The sequence below is a fragment of the Octadecabacter antarcticus 307 genome (assembly GCF_000155675.2).
GTDB lineage: Bacteria > Pseudomonadota > Alphaproteobacteria > Rhodobacterales > Rhodobacteraceae > Octadecabacter > Octadecabacter antarcticus.
Genome location: NC_020911.1, coordinates 3,617,329 through 3,633,677 on the forward strand (window position 1 = coordinate 3,617,329; position 16,349 = coordinate 3,633,677).

18 protein-coding genes and 2 pseudogenes are annotated in these 16,349 nt (G+C 55.4%); 13 read left to right on the plus strand and 7 right to left on the minus strand.

Features of this window, described 5'->3' with window-relative positions:
* Positions 1–608 precede the first annotated feature (608 nt).
* A pseudogene (gene tnpA, locus OAN307_RS18480) lies at positions 609–977 on the minus strand (IS200/IS605 family transposase); the annotation flags it as partial.
* A 220-nt stretch (positions 978–1,197) separates the two neighbouring features.
* On the opposite strand from tnpA, the pseudogene OAN307_RS26975 reads away from it, so the two are divergent.
* The 3 genes and pseudogenes from OAN307_RS26975 to OAN307_RS31425 form a co-directional block, all read left to right on the plus strand.
* A pseudogene (locus tag OAN307_RS26975) lies at positions 1,198–1,611 on the plus strand (transposase); the annotation flags it as partial.
* Positions 1,612–1,768: 157 nt separating this feature from the next.
* A protein-coding gene (locus OAN307_RS18490) for an IS3 family transposase (RefSeq protein WP_085982882.1) occupies positions 1,769–2,898 on the plus strand; the annotation gives its coding sequence in 2 pieces (ribosomal slippage) (positions 1,769–2,003 and positions 2,003–2,898; 1,131 coding nt in all).
* 52 nt (positions 2,899–2,950) lie between these two features.
* Positions 2,951–3,226 carry a diguanylate cyclase gene (locus tag OAN307_RS31425; protein ID WP_083903094.1) on the plus strand — a complete coding sequence of 92 codons (276 nt, stop codon included), beginning with the start codon at positions 2,951–2,953 and terminating at the stop codon, positions 3,224–3,226.
* 154 nt (positions 3,227–3,380) lie between these two features.
* On the opposite strand, the gene OAN307_RS18495 is transcribed toward OAN307_RS31425, so the two are convergent.
* Both OAN307_RS18495 and OAN307_RS18500 read right to left on the minus strand, forming a co-directional pair.
* On the minus strand, positions 3,381–4,037 hold the full coding sequence (locus tag OAN307_RS18495; RefSeq protein WP_015501088.1) for an SOS response-associated peptidase: 657 nt from the start codon (positions 4,035–4,037) through the stop codon (positions 3,381–3,383).
* A gap of 14 nt (positions 4,038–4,051) precedes the next feature.
* A complete protein-coding gene (locus OAN307_RS18500; protein ID WP_044044963.1) occupies positions 4,052–4,360 on the minus strand; it encodes a DnaJ family domain-containing protein in 309 nt (102 codons plus the stop codon).
* A 292-nt stretch (positions 4,361–4,652) separates the two neighbouring features.
* Here OAN307_RS18500 and OAN307_RS30330 point away from each other — a divergent pair, with 292 nt between their 5' ends.
* From OAN307_RS30330 to OAN307_RS28380, 3 genes are all read left to right on the plus strand, one after another.
* Complete coding sequence (locus tag OAN307_RS30330) at positions 4,653–5,429, plus strand: hypothetical protein (RefSeq protein WP_245540892.1); 777 nt, start codon at positions 4,653–4,655, stop codon at positions 5,427–5,429.
* Positions 5,374–6,480: a hypothetical protein gene (locus OAN307_RS26990; RefSeq protein WP_245540893.1), complete on the plus strand. Its 1,107-nt coding sequence runs from the start codon at positions 5,374–5,376 to the stop codon at positions 6,478–6,480. Before OAN307_RS30330 ends, OAN307_RS26990 begins: the two co-directional genes overlap by 56 nt.
* A gap of 114 nt (positions 6,481–6,594) precedes the next feature.
* Complete coding sequence (locus OAN307_RS28380; protein WP_144055627.1) at positions 6,595–7,008, plus strand: hypothetical protein; 414 nt, start codon at positions 6,595–6,597, stop codon at positions 7,006–7,008.
* 119 nt (positions 7,009–7,127) lie between these two features.
* Here OAN307_RS28380 and OAN307_RS18510 read toward each other — a convergent pair whose 3' ends face one another.
* A complete protein-coding gene (locus OAN307_RS18510) occupies positions 7,128–8,684 on the minus strand; it encodes a bifunctional metallophosphatase/5'-nucleotidase (protein ID WP_015501091.1) in 1,557 nt (518 codons plus the stop codon).
* Positions 8,685–8,819: 135 nt separating this feature from the next.
* Here OAN307_RS18510 and OAN307_RS18515 point away from each other — a divergent pair, with 135 nt between their 5' ends.
* From OAN307_RS18515 to arsC, 3 genes are read left to right on the plus strand one after another with little or no spacing between them, the layout of a single operon-like run.
* Positions 8,820–9,197 (plus strand): DUF952 domain-containing protein, encoded by a 378-nt coding sequence (locus OAN307_RS18515; protein WP_015501092.1) that lies wholly within the window; start codon positions 8,820–8,822, stop codon positions 9,195–9,197.
* A complete protein-coding gene (locus tag OAN307_RS18520; protein ID WP_015501093.1) occupies positions 9,194–10,237 on the plus strand; it encodes a quinone-dependent dihydroorotate dehydrogenase in 1,044 nt (347 codons plus the stop codon). The genes OAN307_RS18515 and OAN307_RS18520 overlap by 4 nt, the downstream gene beginning before the upstream one ends.
* On the plus strand, positions 10,234–10,584 hold the full coding sequence (arsC, locus tag OAN307_RS18525) for an arsenate reductase (glutaredoxin) (protein ID WP_015501094.1): 351 nt from the start codon (positions 10,234–10,236) through the stop codon (positions 10,582–10,584). Before OAN307_RS18520 ends, arsC begins: the two co-directional genes overlap by 4 nt.
* A gap of 55 nt (positions 10,585–10,639) precedes the next feature.
* On the opposite strand, the gene OAN307_RS18530 is transcribed toward arsC, so the two are convergent.
* Genes OAN307_RS18530 through OAN307_RS18540 form a run of 3 tightly spaced genes read right to left on the minus strand, consistent with a single transcriptional unit; the run spans position 10,640 to position 12,898 of the window.
* A complete protein-coding gene (locus OAN307_RS18530) occupies positions 10,640–11,959 on the minus strand; it encodes an MATE family efflux transporter (RefSeq protein WP_015501095.1) in 1,320 nt (439 codons plus the stop codon).
* Positions 11,952–12,434, minus strand: coding sequence for a PaaI family thioesterase (locus tag OAN307_RS18535; protein WP_015501096.1), 483 nt, complete (start codon positions 12,432–12,434; stop codon positions 11,952–11,954). Before OAN307_RS18535 ends, OAN307_RS18530 begins: the two co-directional genes overlap by 8 nt.
* A complete protein-coding gene (locus tag OAN307_RS18540; RefSeq protein ID WP_044043999.1) occupies positions 12,431–12,898 on the minus strand; it encodes a PaaI family thioesterase in 468 nt (155 codons plus the stop codon). Before OAN307_RS18540 ends, OAN307_RS18535 begins: the two co-directional genes overlap by 4 nt.
* 116 nt (positions 12,899–13,014) lie before the next feature.
* Here OAN307_RS18540 and OAN307_RS18545 point away from each other — a divergent pair, with 116 nt between their 5' ends.
* The 4 genes from OAN307_RS18545 (at position 13,015) to OAN307_RS18560 (ending at position 16,244) form a co-directional block, all read left to right on the plus strand.
* The gene (locus OAN307_RS18545) at positions 13,015–13,383 is read left to right on the plus strand and encodes a MerR family transcriptional regulator (protein WP_015501098.1); all 369 of its coding nucleotides are present in this window, start codon (positions 13,015–13,017) and stop codon (positions 13,381–13,383) included.
* A gap of 375 nt (positions 13,384–13,758) precedes the next feature.
* A complete protein-coding gene (locus tag OAN307_RS18550) occupies positions 13,759–14,160 on the plus strand; it encodes a MerR family transcriptional regulator (RefSeq protein WP_044044000.1) in 402 nt (133 codons plus the stop codon).
* A gap of 45 nt (positions 14,161–14,205) precedes the next feature.
* Entirely contained in the window at positions 14,206–15,981 is a 1,776-nt protein-coding gene (locus OAN307_RS18555; protein WP_015501100.1) for an acyl-CoA dehydrogenase C-terminal domain-containing protein, read from the plus strand.
* Positions 15,982–16,031: 50 nt separating this feature from the next.
* Entirely contained in the window at positions 16,032–16,244 is a 213-nt protein-coding gene (locus OAN307_RS18560) for a hypothetical protein (protein ID WP_015501101.1), read from the plus strand.
* The last annotated feature ends 105 nt before the right edge of the window (positions 16,245–16,349 follow it).

A 16,349-nucleotide genomic window follows, 5' to 3' on the forward strand; every position in this document is an offset into this window, starting at 1 on the left:
TCAAGCCCTGCCTCCTCCAGATACCGCATGACCGCGCTACCATCTGATGGTCCGGCTTGAACGTAGTCCCAAACCTGCTCGGTCGACAGGATCGACCTTCGATCAACGCTCGCAGCGGGTGTTGTCTTGATCCCGTTCAGCGTCAGAGTCTCCGTAAGCTTGCGCCAATCGCTAAGTTCCATCTTCTCAAAATCATATAGGATCGCATCGAGGATCGGGGCGATGATCGAGACGATCCTTGCGAACTCCCGAGAGCTTGCATCCTCCTGATAATTGGCGGTGGTCATGAGCTGCTCGCCGCCATGAAGCCGGACAGCAGTAGACTGTAGGGTGTGCCCAGAAGCGTCGACGGCCACGTTGTATCCATATCGAAGAACGGCAGGATCAATCCGATGCTGGTCACCTTCTTTGATCAGGGGCTCGTCGGTCCTCACGCTTGTAAGGCCATAGGACCACAAATCCGATAAGTCCTCTGTGGCTCCCGGACTCGACATAAGCAGAAGTATCGTTGCTGCCTTAAAGAATGGTGGAAAAGTTTGCATCATCACTCCTCGTTCGAAAAAGTTCAGCCGTTTCGCAATCGAGCTAACAGGATGAACGTCGCATGTGTCCAGATACTGCAGGATGACATTGTCGGTGACATTTCCTGACGTTGTCGAGAAATATCCACGGGCCCAAAACCGCCTTCCCCAATAGCGTTTGCGCAACTCTGGGAACTCCATCTGACCCCGCCGCGACGAGCGCCATTTGATCCGCTGCATCACCTTCGACAGCGCGATCTGTGGCGGGACAGATATGAACATGTGGACGTGGTCACCTGCCAGAACACCCTTCACAATATGCACGCCCATCTCGGCACAAGACTGTCGAATGATATCGCGGATCTGTTCACGCATCAGCCCGCGCAAAACCTTATGTCGATATTTTATCGCCAAAACGACGTGATAACGGTGATAAAATCTGGTATGTGATCCTGTAGGTGGAAAGTTAACTCTTGCTTTCCAATAGCTTAGATTTAGGAATAGACGAAGTGTCTCGCTTGAACGAAATGGTTAAATTTTTGAATAATTATTTTAAAAACAGATTTTTATGCACATAAATTTATGGCCACATGGAGCTTGCGCTCTGCGACGGCTTTGTTGCACAAATCAGTTGAGGGGATTCATGTTGTGAGTCCATAGTGGTAGCATGTCGTTCATGAGCAGCTGGACCCCTACGACTTACTAGACCAAGAACTGGTCAGATTATAACGACGCCCCGAAGCGCCGGGGATCACTGACGCTATGGTTTGATTCTGGTCTGATCCGGTCTGGGAGGTTAAACCTTCTGGTAAGCGTGGGCGGCAGCAAGCCTACAGCGATGCGGCCATACAAACCTGCCTGACCATCAAAGTGCTGTTCGGGATGCCATTGAGGCAAACCACTGGGTTTGTGGAAAGTCTGTTGGAACTGGTTGGCTTGGACTGGAGAGTTCCAGATTTCAGCGCTTTGTGTCGGCCACGGCCCGGCAGTCGAAACGCAGTTTCAATGAGAGGGGCAAAGGACGTTGTCCGTTGTTATTCCATACCAAGGATCGGCGGGGCCGCCGCACCTCTTGATCCCTTCTCATGGTTGGTAAGCAAACCACTGCTGGGCAGTGGACAGCACTGGCATCAAAGCCCTCTCTCGGCAGCGTGCTTTGCATGCGCCTGTCACCGGAGACGCTTTGGTCTTGTCACGGTTTAGTTCCCGTCTCTTTCGAGCAATGTTTGCTATGAAGGAGATAGAGAATGGCAAAGAGATACACAGATGAGTTTCGGCGTGATGCGGTGCGCATGGCGACGACGAGTGGGTTAACGCGGCCTCAACTTTCATCAGATTTAGGGGTTGGGCTTTCGACGCTGAACAAATGGGTTCAACAGCATCAACACGATGACCTGATGTCAGGACCGCATCAAGACGTTGAGAAGGAGAACACGCGGCTTCGCAAGGAAGTCCGTCTGCTGCGCGAGGAGAGGGAAGTGTTAAAAAAGGCGGCGATCTTCTTTGCAGGCCAAAGCCGGTGAGGTTTGCTTTCATCGACGTCTGGAAAGAAGAATGGCCAGTTGAGTTTCTGTGCCGCGTTATGCGGGTCACATCACGTGGTTTCCGCGCGTGGCGGGTTCGCCCGATGAGCCAGCGACAACGAGATGATATGGTGATCCTAGCTCATATCCGTGAACAGCATCGCTTAAGCCTGCAAAGCTATGGGCGGCCTCGGATGACCGAGGAACTGCAAGAATTGGGATTGAAGGTGGGCCATCGTAGGGTCGGACGTCTGATGGGCGAGAATGGCATCAAGATCATCAGAACCCAGAAGTACAAGGCGACAACGGACAGCAACCACACGTTCAACATCGCACCAAATCTGTTGGATCAAGATTTCTCAGCGACTGGCCCCAATCAGAAATGGGCTGGCGACATCAGCTACATCTGGACAAGTGAGGGCTGGCTGTATCTTGCCGTCATCCTTGACCTGTATTCTCGCCGCGTCATCGGCTGGGCTGTCAGTAACCGCATGAAGAAGGATCTGGCAATCCGGGCGTTAGATATGGCCGTTGCTTTGCGCCAACCACCGGAGGATTGCATTCACCATACGGATCGTGGTTCGCAATATTGCTCAAATGAGTATCAGAAGCGCCTGTCCAAGCACGGCTTCAAGATCTCGATGAGCGGCAAGGGAAATTGTTATGATAACTCTATGGTTGAGACGTTCTTTAAATCCATCAAGGCTGAGCTGATCTGGCGTAACCGATGGGATACACGCCGTCAGGCAGAAGGTGCTATATTCCAGTATATCAACGGATTTTATAATCCAAGGCGCAGGCACTCGTCGCTAGGTGGTAAAAGCCCCTTGGCATTTGAACGAAAGGCCGCATAAAAGAGTTCAGAGACCGGAACGTAAGCGTGACAAGTCCACTTTCTCTGTGCTGATGATATTGGACATCGAGCATTTCAAGAAAGTGAATGATACTTGGGGCCATGCTGTCGGCGATGAATGCCTCAAAAGTCTCAGTCATATTTTGGCAAGATCAATCCGATCTGACGATCTCGTCGGTCGGTTGGGCAGTTGGGCGGTTGGGCGGGGAGGAAAAGTTATCTTACATCCAAATTATTGCAGCCATTTCCTTTTAATGCGGCCCCTCTCAATTCGGGGGACGACCTTCAGCATCCGACCGTTACAGTATCCGTCGGGGCGTGTGAAATAGCCAAAGATGGCGATCTAGACGCGGCTTTGATCACTGCTGATAAGGCGCTTTACAGAGCCCAGGAAAATGGCCGCGCACGGTTGGAAATCGCCGACTAGAGGGCCGCCAAACCGGATCAATCCCAAGCAAATAAACATCTGCCGCAACATCTGGCTCAAACATCCAGAGGGTCGATCAATTCCGGCCCAGACGCGCGGTTGGAATTGATTGCCCTTTCCACGCGGTGAAATTTCAACGTGTCCTCGCCCGTGGCCTGCATCAGCGTCGCGGCCCCCTTGCCATCTTCGCCAAGCCAAAGCGCCCAGTCATCGGGTTCAAGAATCACGGGGATGCGGTGATGGATTTTGCCCATAGCGTCGTTTGCACCCGTGGTAACGATGGCAGCCGTGCTACCCAAATCACCCCAGTCCTGCCAAATCGCGCCAAATGCAATCGACGCGCCGTCGCTGCGCTGGATATACCACGGCAATTTCGTGCCGTCTTCCAACCTTGTCCATTCGTAAAACCCTGACACGGGGACGATGCAACGGCGGGTCCGGCACGCTGCCTTGAACGCTGGCTTTTCAGAGATGGTTTCGGCGCGGGCATTGATCAGCAGCGGGCCACCATTCGCCTTGTTGTACCAATGCGGAATAAATCCCCAGCGCATCGGGCGATACTGCCGCGCGCCATCTGTACTGGTGATCACCGCCACCTGATCTGTCGGACAGACATTGAAATTCGGCACCTCGGGCAGATCGTTTGCGGGGCCAGCTGCAAACATCTGCGACATGGCATCGTGCGGCAGTGTTATGGCCATGCGTCCACACATCTTTTATTGCCCCATCATCTGCGATAAGCCTTGCGTGCAAAGTCGATCCTGGCGTCCATCAGTGACATGTTCTTATGGATATCTGCGCGTTTTGCCCCATCTGTAACCCCCGCCAGTTCGCCGCGCAGCCGTTCAAGTTCACGCGATAGCGATACGAATTCCAGCACGGCGCCGTTTTCGCGCATCGGACGGTTAAGCAAGGCGTTTTCGGGGTCGTCATCGGGCGGGAGCGGTTTGCCCCGCCCTGCCAGATCGTCAAACGCGCCGTCCTGTTTGGCAGCGCGGATGCGGGCATCAATGAGATCTTCGAGGGGGTGGGCCATGGGGCCAATCATAGCCAGGACGTGGGACATGAGCAAAGAAAAACCCCGCCCCCGCTGACTGGTGACGCATTCCGGCTTTTGGGACACAGAACTGACGCCTACCAAGTTTTTGCTTGGTAGGCGTTTGATTTTACAGATCATTTAGAGATAGGAGATACTAAGAGTTGCGGGAGAAGTGTCCCGCGACCACACATTGCAAAAAATGTCCGAAAGGTTTCCGTTTCATCCGAAACGACCAACATCTCTTTCGGCTTTGGAGGCCATCTTGACGAAACGACAGATAGGAAATCTGATGGTCAAGAGTGTTCCAAAACTAAACTTGCGTGAAGTTTATCCCGCAGTGTCCGAAGAAATCAACCTCAATACTTGTGGTGATGTCGATTGCGACAACGACGGTGTTGCTCCGGATTTTTCGCTACCCACCTTCAAGGGCCGCAATGCTACTCAACGCAAACTTCTCGCATCAATAAAGCTGCCAGCCCTTGCGACTGGCAAAGGCATATACACGCTCGACGGTGATGATAAGGCGTCGAGGGTATCCCAGGTTTTCGAGTATCAGGGCGATCCGCACGCTTGGGATGACGGGAGAAATCTCATTTGCCATCATCAAAAGGGAAACCGAACCTGCGAGGTATCGTTTAATATTTTCTCGAATGAACATCTCCTCGACGAAATCGACAGGCTGATGACACAGAATGGACTACTTGAAGGGCCAGTCTGTGGGTGTTGTGGCGCTCGGTATCTGGATGCACCGGACGAGTTTATCTTCAATGGAACGCACGGCAAACTCGCGCCCGCGCGTAGAGGGAAGCGGCCGAAGCCTTCTGGATTCCGGATCATTCATAAACCCTGTAAAGGGCAGCCCGGTGCGCGTATCTCCGTTTCCCTGGACCATCAGGCACAAAAGAAGAAGAGCGATAATGGTGCGCCTGCTCAGGGAGTTGGTCAATGGCGCAAGTATCAACGACCTCCAACGCCTTTTGTCGGACCCCGATACGGGCAAGAAATGCGGTGTGAGCCGTATTTACAGTCGTATTTTCTTTTTGGAAAAGATCCTGCTCGCGTTTGAGCGCGCGAAACTGCAAGATTGGAAAGCTAAGGAAGACGCATCCGACCGGTTCAGCCATATGCGCATCGCGCACGATGATGTGGTCATTTCAGTAAACTGGGAAAGTCGGTTTGATCGCCGCCTGACGCCTCTTCACTGCTCGGTCAGCGCAGACATCCGCAGTGGATATGTCTTCCGGATTGATGCCAACTTCGACCCGCGTGTCGATCCTGCTGCTTTCTTCGAAGAGCACTACCTCGATGTTGCCGGCCAGCCCCGCAATATCCGTAAACAATACACCCAGAAGTCTGGCAAGGTCGTGAGCGCCCCATTGCTTCACTTCCAAAGGCCGAGCGGTAGGTTTGATGAGGCCGCGTTCTTTGCCAGCGCCGATAGTAGCTGGCGGGTTTTTGAGGAAAAGTTGAAGAAGGCCTATGAGGAAGACATTTCTTGCGGCATTGATCTGCCCGATGATGTTCAGCAAGGTCTTTGGGAATCAGGTGCGCGACGCCGGGTTCTCAATGAGATCCGCAACGGATACTTCGGCCTTGTAGATACCAACCGCGATCACCGCGGCAGTTTCAAGGGGGTAGTCGTTAAACAGACCTATACAAAGGCTGCGCACCTTGCGTGCCTGCGAAAGATGCTGCCAGATGGCAAGATTACCCTGGTTGGCGAACAAGAAGCTGCGATGGTGCGAGTTGTCCCTCACATTTTCCGAGACTTGATTAGGGAGGACAAGTTCGAATGGTTTGTGATGTCCTTCGACAAGGAAGCTTCTACGCCAACGAACCAAAGCCGTATCAAAAAATTCGAAAAGGCGTTCGAGGAGTTTGGTGAGATTCAGACGCGGATTGTAGGCGAAGAGCTTCCGAGATGGGAGCTATTGAGACGGTTCTGCGCAGCAGGGCTAATGCCAGCAGTGAAGACTGATAGCCAGGACGCGGTGCATCCTTTTCCGATCGCCAACTTTCAATCTGCCCAGTTCCCACAGTTCTGGGCCAGCTCGCCTGTCCAGCATTACGGTGAGACCGAAAAGACGGTGGGCTTTCCAGTGCTCCGGTCAAAATAGCGAAAGCGTTTGAAATCGGTAGGCTTCGATCAAAAGATAGCTGATGACGATCTAAGGGAGGCGCTCGCTCGTCGTGTGTTGAACACCACAATCCAGCCTGTATGAACCGCTTTTATGAACTCTGTGCGGAGCCGGATCAGTCCAACCGCGCGGGCAGGTGGGCGCGGCAGTCGAAACGGTCCCAGCTACATAAACGGCGCAGTATTTAATCCTGCTATCTTGGTCGCCCTGCTCAATATCTATCGCGTGTATTACAACTGGTTCGAGACACGGCAGTATGTAGCGTCTGGGTCGTCGGGGCAGGGCACAACCGAGGTGGCCCAAGGTGTCTCTACAGTGCGGGTTCCTGGATCGTCCAAATCCCTGAAAGTCCCGAAGCGGCGAACCGCCGCGCCGGTAATGCGGACCCCGGCGATGCGGCTGGGTGCCGACAATCCAAAGAACAAGGCACCTGATCCACGCAGGATCTTTTATCGACCTTGGTTGTTCCACGGCACACCGCTTTGGAGAAAGTTCGAGACACGGTAATGGCTTTCTCAATCAAGAGGCCCCCGCGAAATAAATCGCGAAAGCCTCTATGTGTCCCAAAAGCCGGAATGCGTCAACGATTGCGCGTGACGGGGCTAAGACATAGAGGCTGCGGCCCCTTACTTCATGTTGATGCGACCATCCGTATAGGGCTGGTACGGCGAGTTGTCGCGCAGGTATTCAGACGTGACATCCGCCAGATCGGGCCCGAAATCATAGGCATTTTTCGCGTCACGCAACATGGAAAACCCGTCACCGCCATTGCGCACAAAGTTGTTGGACACAGCGCCGTATTGCTTGGCCATATCCAGCGGCTCGCCACCGATCATTACGTCGGAAATACGCGAACCGGGTTCCATGCTCACATCAACGGAGTAGGACATGCCCGCCACCTGCAAGAACCGGCCTGCACCGTCTTCGTGCTGGGACGCAGCGTTTTCAAGCGTCGCTAACAGTGTCTCGCCAGTAATGAAGAACGTGGACAGCGTGTTCTGGAAAGGCAGCACGGTCAGGACTTCGCCTTTGGTAATTTCACCACCATCGATGTCCGCACGGATACCACCAGAGTTTTGCAGCGCGATATCAATGTCTTGATCGGCCACGCGGGCCAGCATCGCGTCAGCAATCAGGTTGCCCATGGAACATTCCATCGCACGACATACAGCACGATCACCGGTCAGAACGTCAGCGGCTTCGGCCACGACCTCGTTGCGGATTTCATCCAGCGGGATGGCCAGTTCAGCAATGCGTGCCTTGACGGTTTCATCTTCGGGGATGGTGCCGTCGATCAACAATGGCGAACCTGAGGCTTCAGTAATGACGCCCATGTCGTCAAACGTCACATTCAACTCGCCCAAGAATTTACCGTAAGCGTAGGCCTGCACGATCGCGGTGTCGCCAACCATTGTGGGGTATGGACCTGCCGCGTCTTCGTCGTCACCGAGCAACGTGTTAGAGTGTCCGCCAACGATCACGTCAACGCCCGTTGTCGCCGCCGCGATTTCAAGGTCGGCATTGTAGCCCGAGTGGCTGAGCACGATGATTTTTGTCACACCTTCGGCGGTCAAACGATCGACCTCGGCCTGCACGGACGCAATGGCGGGCAGGAACGTGACGTTAGGCCCGGGCGAGGCAAGCTCGTCCGTGTTTTCAGGTGTCAGACCGATCAGGCCAATGCGATCGCCGCCCTGTTCGATGATCGTCGATTTCTCGATCGCGTCGTTCAACAGTGGCTCACCGGAAATATCGGCATTAGACATCAGCACCGGGAAATTCACCGTATCGACAAATCCGCGCAGAACCTCGGGGCCATCGTCAAATTCGTGGTTGCCGACGGTCATGGCTGTGTAGTTCAGCAGGTTCATGAATTCAGCGGCCATCGCGCCTTTGTAATAGGTATAGAACAGCGTGCCTTGGAACTGGTCGCCCCCATCCACGAGGATGGAGTTGTTGGAGCGCGCGCGCGCATCAGCCACCATATTGACCATACGGGCCGTGCCGCCGAAACAGTCGCCAGCGTCGTTGTCTTCAGCGCTACAGCCGGAATCATATTTGCTGATCGGTTCAAACCGCGCGTGAAAATCGTTGGTGTGCAGGATTGTCAACGAATAATCTGCCGCCGCTGCGCCTGCAATCATCGTGATCGCGGCTGACGTTGTAAGAAGTCGTGTAAGCATAATAGCCCCCATTTGGTTTTGTCACGGTATTCTGGTTACAGCTTGCCCTCAGTCGGGCGACAGAGTCAAAGACAAGCCGCACGGGTGGCGTAACGTCGCCCTGTTACAGTCCCGTGATGGGCCCATGACGGGTGCATGACACTTGACGTTTGCCTAATGTCGCGCCACTTCAAACAAATGTTGATTTATAAAATACTTACCGCTGAACAATGGGCCACTTTGGACGCAACGGGCAGCTTCGCCGGAGCACCGATAGATTTGGCCGACGGCTATGTGCACACGTCTACTGCGCAACAGCTGCAAGAGACCGCCGACAAGCATTTCAAAAGCGTCGAGGGCTTAATGCTGGTCGCCCTTGATGGCGCCACCTACGGGGCCGATCTGGTCTGGGAGCCGTCACGCGGTGGGCAGGATTTCCCCCATATCTACGCACGGCCCGTGTTGCGATCTGAACTGGTTTGGGTGCGTCCGATGCCACTGGTTGACGGACGCCATCTGCTTGATCTGACATGAACGTGCTTGAAGGGATCGGGTTGCGGGTTTTGCGCGGGTTTGACCCCGAGCGCGCGCATGGTCTGGCATTAAAGGCGCTGAACGCAGGGCTTGGGCCCCGCGTTGGGCCTGTGTCGTCTGATAGATTGCGCTGCCGCGTTGCAGGGTTGGAATTGCCCAATCCCGTGGGATTGGCGGCAGGTTTTGACAAGAACGCCGAAAGCCTGCACGCCCTTTCGCGAACAGGGTTCGGATTTATAGAGGTGGGGGCGGCGACCCCCCTCCCTCAGGAGGGGAACCCCCGCCCGCGTCTGTTCCGCCTGACGCAAGACGAGGCGGCGATCAATCGCTTCGGCTTTAACAATCAAGGTATGGTGGCGATCGGGCCGCGATTGGCCGCGCGTCCAGCCGGGCGCATCGTCGGGCTGAACCTTGGGGCGAATAAAACCAGCGGTGACCGCGCGGCAGATTTTGCATCCGTACTGACCCATTGCGGCGCCCATGTGGATTTCGCAACTGTGAATGTGTCGTCCCCCAACACCGAACACCTGCGCGATTTGCAGGGCAAGGGTGCATTAGAGGCGTTGCTGGGCGGGGTGATGGCAGCCAATGTGGCCAGCATACCCGTGTTCCTGAAAATCGCGCCAGATTTGAGCGATGCAGACTTGGCGGATATCGCGGACGTCGCCGCAGCTTCCGGCGTTGCAGCCATCATCGCAACAAACACGACATTGGCGCGGGACGGGTTGGTGAGTGGGCACAAAGGCGAGGGCGGCGGGTTGTCCGGTCAACCGCTATTTGAGCGATCAACGCGCGTGTTGGCGAAGCTGTCCACCTTGACGGATATTCCATTGATCGGGGTTGGTGGCGTCGGCTCGGCTGCGCAAGCCTATGCCAAGATCCGCGCGGGGGCGTCTGCTGTGCAGCTTTATACAGCGTTGGTATTTGGCGGTATTTCGCTGGCGTCCGAAATTGCGCGGGGACTGGATGATTTGTTGAAACGCGATGGATTTGCAAACGTCACTGACGCGGTCGCAACGGGGCGCGAGGATTGGCTATGATGCCAACACAGCTGACCATCTGGCACAACCCGCGCTGCACCAAGTCGCGTGAGACTTTGGCTCTGTTGCAGATGCGTGGTTTGCAACCCGCGGTGCGGTTGTATCTGGTTGATGCGCCTAGTGAGGCGGAGATTGTAGCCGTGCGCAACGCCCTTGGCGTCACAGCCGACGCGATGATGCGCAAGGGTGAAAAGGTGTTTCGTGAGTTGGATTTGGGCGCGGTGGGTGAAGCAGAGCTGATCGACGCGATGATTGCCCATCCGATCCTGATTGAGCGCCCTATTGTGATGATGGACGGGCGGGCGGCAATTGGGCGGCCACCGGAGGCGGTTTTGGATATCGTCTAGGGGCTCTGCCCCGTCCTTCGGACTCCCCGGGATATTTTCCAAGACAAAGACAGGGTTAAGAATCGATGCTTTGTTCTAAGGCGGGGTATTTCGCAGCCAATGTTGCGCCCCGCACCACAAAGCTGATCAAAAGTGCGATCCAGAAGCCGTGATTGCCGGCGATTGGCATCAGCGTTAAGGCGGTGGCGAAATAGATCGCTGTGGAGATCACCATCATATTGCGCATATCGCGGGTCCGGGTTGCGCCGATGAAAATGCCATCCAGCATAAACGGTGCGGCGGAGATCAGCGGCGTTAGAGCCATATAGATCAAGTAGTCGCGTGCGGCACCGCGCACGTCGGGTGCGGTCGTCATGGCATCAATGATTGCGCCGCCGAACAGGGCAAAGACAAGCGCGAGGAGTGCACCAGTACCAAAGCACCAAAGCGACACCATCAGCGTTGCACGGCGAAAGGCGGAGCGGCGGCGTGCGCCCAGCGCTTGGCCGACGAGGGATTCAGCGGCAAAGGCAAAACCGTCCATCGCGTAAGCGGTGACGGACACAAATTGCAGCAGGATATGATTGGCCGCGAGCCGTGTGTCACCGTAAGCTGCGCCAAAGAACAGGAACGACATGAAGATCGCTTGCAACAACAAGGAGCGGATCAGGATGTCTATGTTCACTGAGGCGAAGCGTTTGAGTTTGACGGGGTCCAGCAGGCGCGCCCAAGCGTTAGAACTGGCGCTCCACGGGGCGGCGGTGAACGCCGCGCGACAGTACCAAAGGCCAAGGACGCAGCCAGAGATTTCGGCAATGACCGTGGCAGCAGCGACGCCCTGCACGCCCCAACCGAAAACTGGAACGAACAGTAGATCAAGACCAATATTCATGCCGTTCATCGCCAATTGGATGACCAGAATATCGCGGGTGCGTTCCGCGGCAACCAGCCAGCCTGTTATGGCGAAGGTCGCGATCAGGAATGGCGCGGACCACACACGCAGCCCCATGTAACTGCGCGCGAGGGTTTCGACCTCGCTACTGGCAGGCGACAGCCAAAAGCCCAGTGCGAACAGTGGTGATTGCAAGACAACAATGGAAAGACCGCCCAGTGCGGCGATGCCCAGCGCTCGGATCAGGATGATCGACGCTTCGCCCGAGTCCCCAGCCCCGATTGCTTGTGCGGCAAAGCCAGTGGTGCCCATACGCAGAAAGCCAAAAATCCAATAGAGCGCGGTGAGGATGATCGCGCCGATACCGACAGCCCCGATGGGTGCAGCGAGACCCAATTGACCAATGACCCCCGTATCCACAAGGCCGAGTAGTGGAACGGTGATATTGGCCAGAACCACTGGCACCGCGACATGCAGGATGCGGCGGTGAGTAAGGTCAGCCATCTTTTTGAGGCATCAGGAAGTGCCCCGTGGCCTGTGCAAACATCCGTGTGCGGTTGTCTTGCCATGCTTCCACATGCACAGAGGCATAGCGGCGACCGGAACGGTTTATCGTGGCGCGCGCGTAGGCATCACGCGGCAGGCCCGTGCGCAGATAATCAACGGTGAAATCAATGGTTTTGGGGAGGCGCAAATTGGCGACATCTTCACCCGCTTCCATGCGGTCCCACATCATCGCCCACGACAGTTCGATGATCGCGGTCGTTTCCAGAAAGGCAGACGTCGCACCGCCGTGCAAGGCGGGCAACATCGGGTTGCCGATCAGCATGTCTTGATAGGGCATTACGCCAGTCAATTCATCGCCGCGCCGATCAAACCGGATGCCCATAAACTGAATGTAGGGCACCCTCTGGATAAGTGATTGCAGTGCGGCGTCGCGGCGTTGCTTGACGACCTGCACAGGTTCGGGGCGCTTCATGTGTCACCCCCAGTTTTGGTATCGACTTTGTCTTCAGTGCTGGCCGTATGGATCGTAAAGGCACCCGTCGCGGTCGCCACAGGGCGGTCGGTATTGGCGTCCATCGCGGTGGCGCGGACAAACGCCACAGATCGGGTGACATGGTAACATTCGGCCCGCGCGGTGATTGTATCGCCCGGTTTGGCGGCGCGCATGTAATCAATCCGCAGATCAAGCGTCGCGGTCCCAACCGGCAAGCTGTCATGCACCATCACGGCAGCCCCGCCGCAGGTATCAAGCAACGCTGACACTGCACCACCGTGGATCACACCGGTTTCGGGATCACCCACGAGCCGTTCATCATATGGCATCGTGATGGTGGCATGGCCGTTGCCGATCTCTGTTAAAGTCATGCCCAGCGCTCTGGCATGCGGCAATGCTGCGATAAACTGGGCGGCGATTTTGGTTTGGCGTTCGCTGGTCATGACCCCGTTGAACCCTGCCCCTGACCAATGCACAAGTGTCAATTGTCATAGCATCGGTGCCGTTGCCCCGCGCGGCGCGGCGTCGTAGGGTTATTGCTAAGTAAGGGAGGCACCCCATGACCGAACCGCGTCTAAGTTTTAAAGAAATGTGCGCCAAGTACGACGTGACCCCGCGCACGTTACGTTATTACGAATACATTGAACTGCTATCGCCGGAACGCATCGGTCGTTCGCGGTTTTATGGCGCCAAAGAACTGGCGCGGATGACGTTGGTGATGCGCGGGCGCAAATTCGGCTTTCCGCTTGAGGACATTCGCCAATGGCTGATGATCCGTGAACACGAGGGCGACGAAGCACAGATGAAAACGTGGCTTGAATTGGCGGATCGCCAGTTGGGCGAACTCGAAGACCAGCGCAACCAGTTGGACGAAACCTTGGCGGAGCTGAAAGAGATGCGCGACGCGACGGCGAAAACGCTCGGGTAAAGATCTCGGCTGGCGGCTGAGTGCAGCATAGCGATGGCAAAATCGGCGCATCCCTACCCACTTACGCAGCCAAAACGACAGGAATTTAGCGCCACTAGCTGCCAAGTCGCGTGTGCTTGTATTATGCACCCGCCTTGGCGCAAATCCGAAAGTATGGAATTAACTACCCGAAAATCCAATAAATTAAGGGTAGTGGGGGACTTTTCTGTATTCTTCTCACTTAGATTATTGTGTAAACGCGTGCTATTTCTTTGCTGACCTTTCGTAAACTTCGTTTTGACGCGGCGTTACGTTTACGTTTACGTCACCTTTGCTTGTAGGGTAGGAATTAACGCCTCACCTGCGGGTTACACGAAACGCATCGAGGACACTGAAATGACGGAACAGACCATGACAATTCGCCAGATGTGCGAGGAATTTTCAGTTACGCCACGGACGCTTCGTTTCTACGAGGCCAAGGAATTGCTGTTCCCCAAACGTGAAGGCCAGAAACGACTATACGGCAAGCGCGACCGCGCACGGCTTAAGCTGATTTTGCGCGGAAAGCGCTTTGGCTTCAGCCTCGAAGAAATCCGCCAGCTGCTTGATTTGTACCACATGGACGACAGCCAAGAAATCCAACTGCGTGAGACGTTCGTTCTAGCGCAAAAGCACCTGAGCGACATGCAAGAACAGCGTGCCGAACTTGACGAAGCTATCGCAGAGTTGAAGGCCCAAATGGATTGGGGCGCCGCGCGGCTGGCTAAACTTGAACCCATACCGGCAATCGCAAGCTAAAGCGGCCGCCGGACCCACCACACATAATCACGAAGAGAGCCATCAATGCCCAGCTACACCGCCCCCACCAAGGACCAACAGTTCATCCTGCATAACGTTCTGAATATCTCCGAAATGGATATTCCGGGGTATGCGGATCTTGATCGTGATTTCACTGATGCAGTTTTGAGTGAGGCGGGCAAACTGGCCAGCGAAGTTTTGGTCCCCTTGAACGCGGTGGGCGACAAACAGGGCTGTAGCTTGGAAAATGGTGTCGTGCGCACGCCGGACGGCTTCAAAGCAGCCTACGACAAAATGTCCGAGGGCGGCTGGATGGCGATGGATCTGGCCGAAGAATACGGCGGCCAAGGGCTTCCCTACGTCATGCACACGGCCGCGATGGAGCCGATGGTGTCTGCGAACATGGCGTTCAACATGTATCCTGGCCTGACGCACGGCAATATTTCCGCGATTGTCACCCATGGTACAGACGCACAAAAAGCGATGTATCTACCAAAAATGGCGACGGGCGAATGGTCCGGTACGATGAACCTGACCGAACCCCATTGCGGTACCGACCTTGGCTTGATGCGCACCAAGGCGGAACCGCAAGATGATGGATCGTATAAGGTTTCTGGCCAGAAAATCTGGATTTCGGCGGGTGAGCATGACCTGTCAGAAAACATAATCCACCTTGTGCTGGCAAAAATCCCCGGTGGTCCGGATGGCGTGAAAGGTATCTCGTTGTTCATCGTACCAAAGTTCATTGTCAACGCAGACGGGTCATTGGGGACGCGCAATGCGCTGTCGTGCGGTGGCTTAGAAGAAAAGATGGGCATCCACGGCAACGCGACCTGTGTAATGAACTATGACGGCGCCACCGGATACCTGATCGGTGAAATGCACAAAGGCATGCGCGCCATGTTCACGATGATGAACGAGGCGCGTTTGGGTGTCGGCCTGCAAGGCTATGCACAAGGTGCTGTAGCCTATGAAAATGCGCTGGGATTTGCGCGGGACCGTTTGCAGGGTCGCGCTGTGACGGGCGTTGAAGAGCCCGACAAACCTGCCGATCCAATCATCGTGCACCCCGACGTGCGCCGCAACCTGATGGACCAGAAGTCGTTCGTCGAAGGTGCACGGGCATTGACCTATTGGGGCGCCACATTGATGGACCGCAGCCACAAGAACGGTGATGAGGACGCCGAAGCGCTAATTTCACTAATGACGCCTGTGATCAAAGGTTTCCTGACCGACAAGGGGTTCGAAACCTGCGTGCTGGCGCAACAGACCCTTGGTGGATCGGGCTTTACCCGAGAATGGGGCTTAGAGCAGTTCGTCCGCGATGCGCGTATTACGATGATCTATGAGGGCACCAATGGCATTCAGGCGCTTGATCTGGTCGGTCGCAAATTGGGGCTGAACGGCGGCAAAACCGTCATGGCGTTCTTCGAGATGATCAAAACCTACATCGCGGACAACAAAGGCGACGCGGCGTTCGAGGCAGATTTTCTAGAGCCGCTGAAAGCTGCGTCTAAGGATCTGCAAGCCGCAGGCATGTATTTCATGCAGAATATGAAAAATCCTAACGATGCGCTATCGGGATCATATGATTTCATGCACATGATGGGCCATGTCTGCCTAGGTTTGATGTGGGCAAAGATGGGGCGTGCGTCGATTGATGCTTTGGCTGCGGGGGATACTGACACCGATTTCCACAACAGCAAAATCGCCACAGGGCGCTATTACATGGCGCGCCAATTGCCAGCCACAAAGATGCACCTCGCGCGGATCAACACCGGCGGCGACACGGTGATGGCGCTGGACGCTGCAAACTTTTAAAGTGGGTGCGGGTTAACCCCGCCCGCTCCAACCCCTATATCAGAGGTCACATGCCAAAACGTTTCCGCCTTACCCGTCGCTTTCCGGTGGCCATGACCGAAGACGGGTACCGCCGTCTTAAACGCTTTGCCAAAGACGCGGGGCTGGATGAAGGTGAGGCGCTGTCATTCCTGTTCGAAAACTTCGACAGTGTGATTGACGAAGACACGTTTGGCCACCGGCTGCGGATTTTCAATTCCGAATTGGAGGAGCGCAAGAAATGACGCAAGAGCATGTTGCAACCCGACCCTTCGGGGAGAGTTGTATCTGCCAAGATGAAGCGCAAGATGTGCTCCACCCCGACTGCCGCGTGTTCTCCGTTTGAGGAG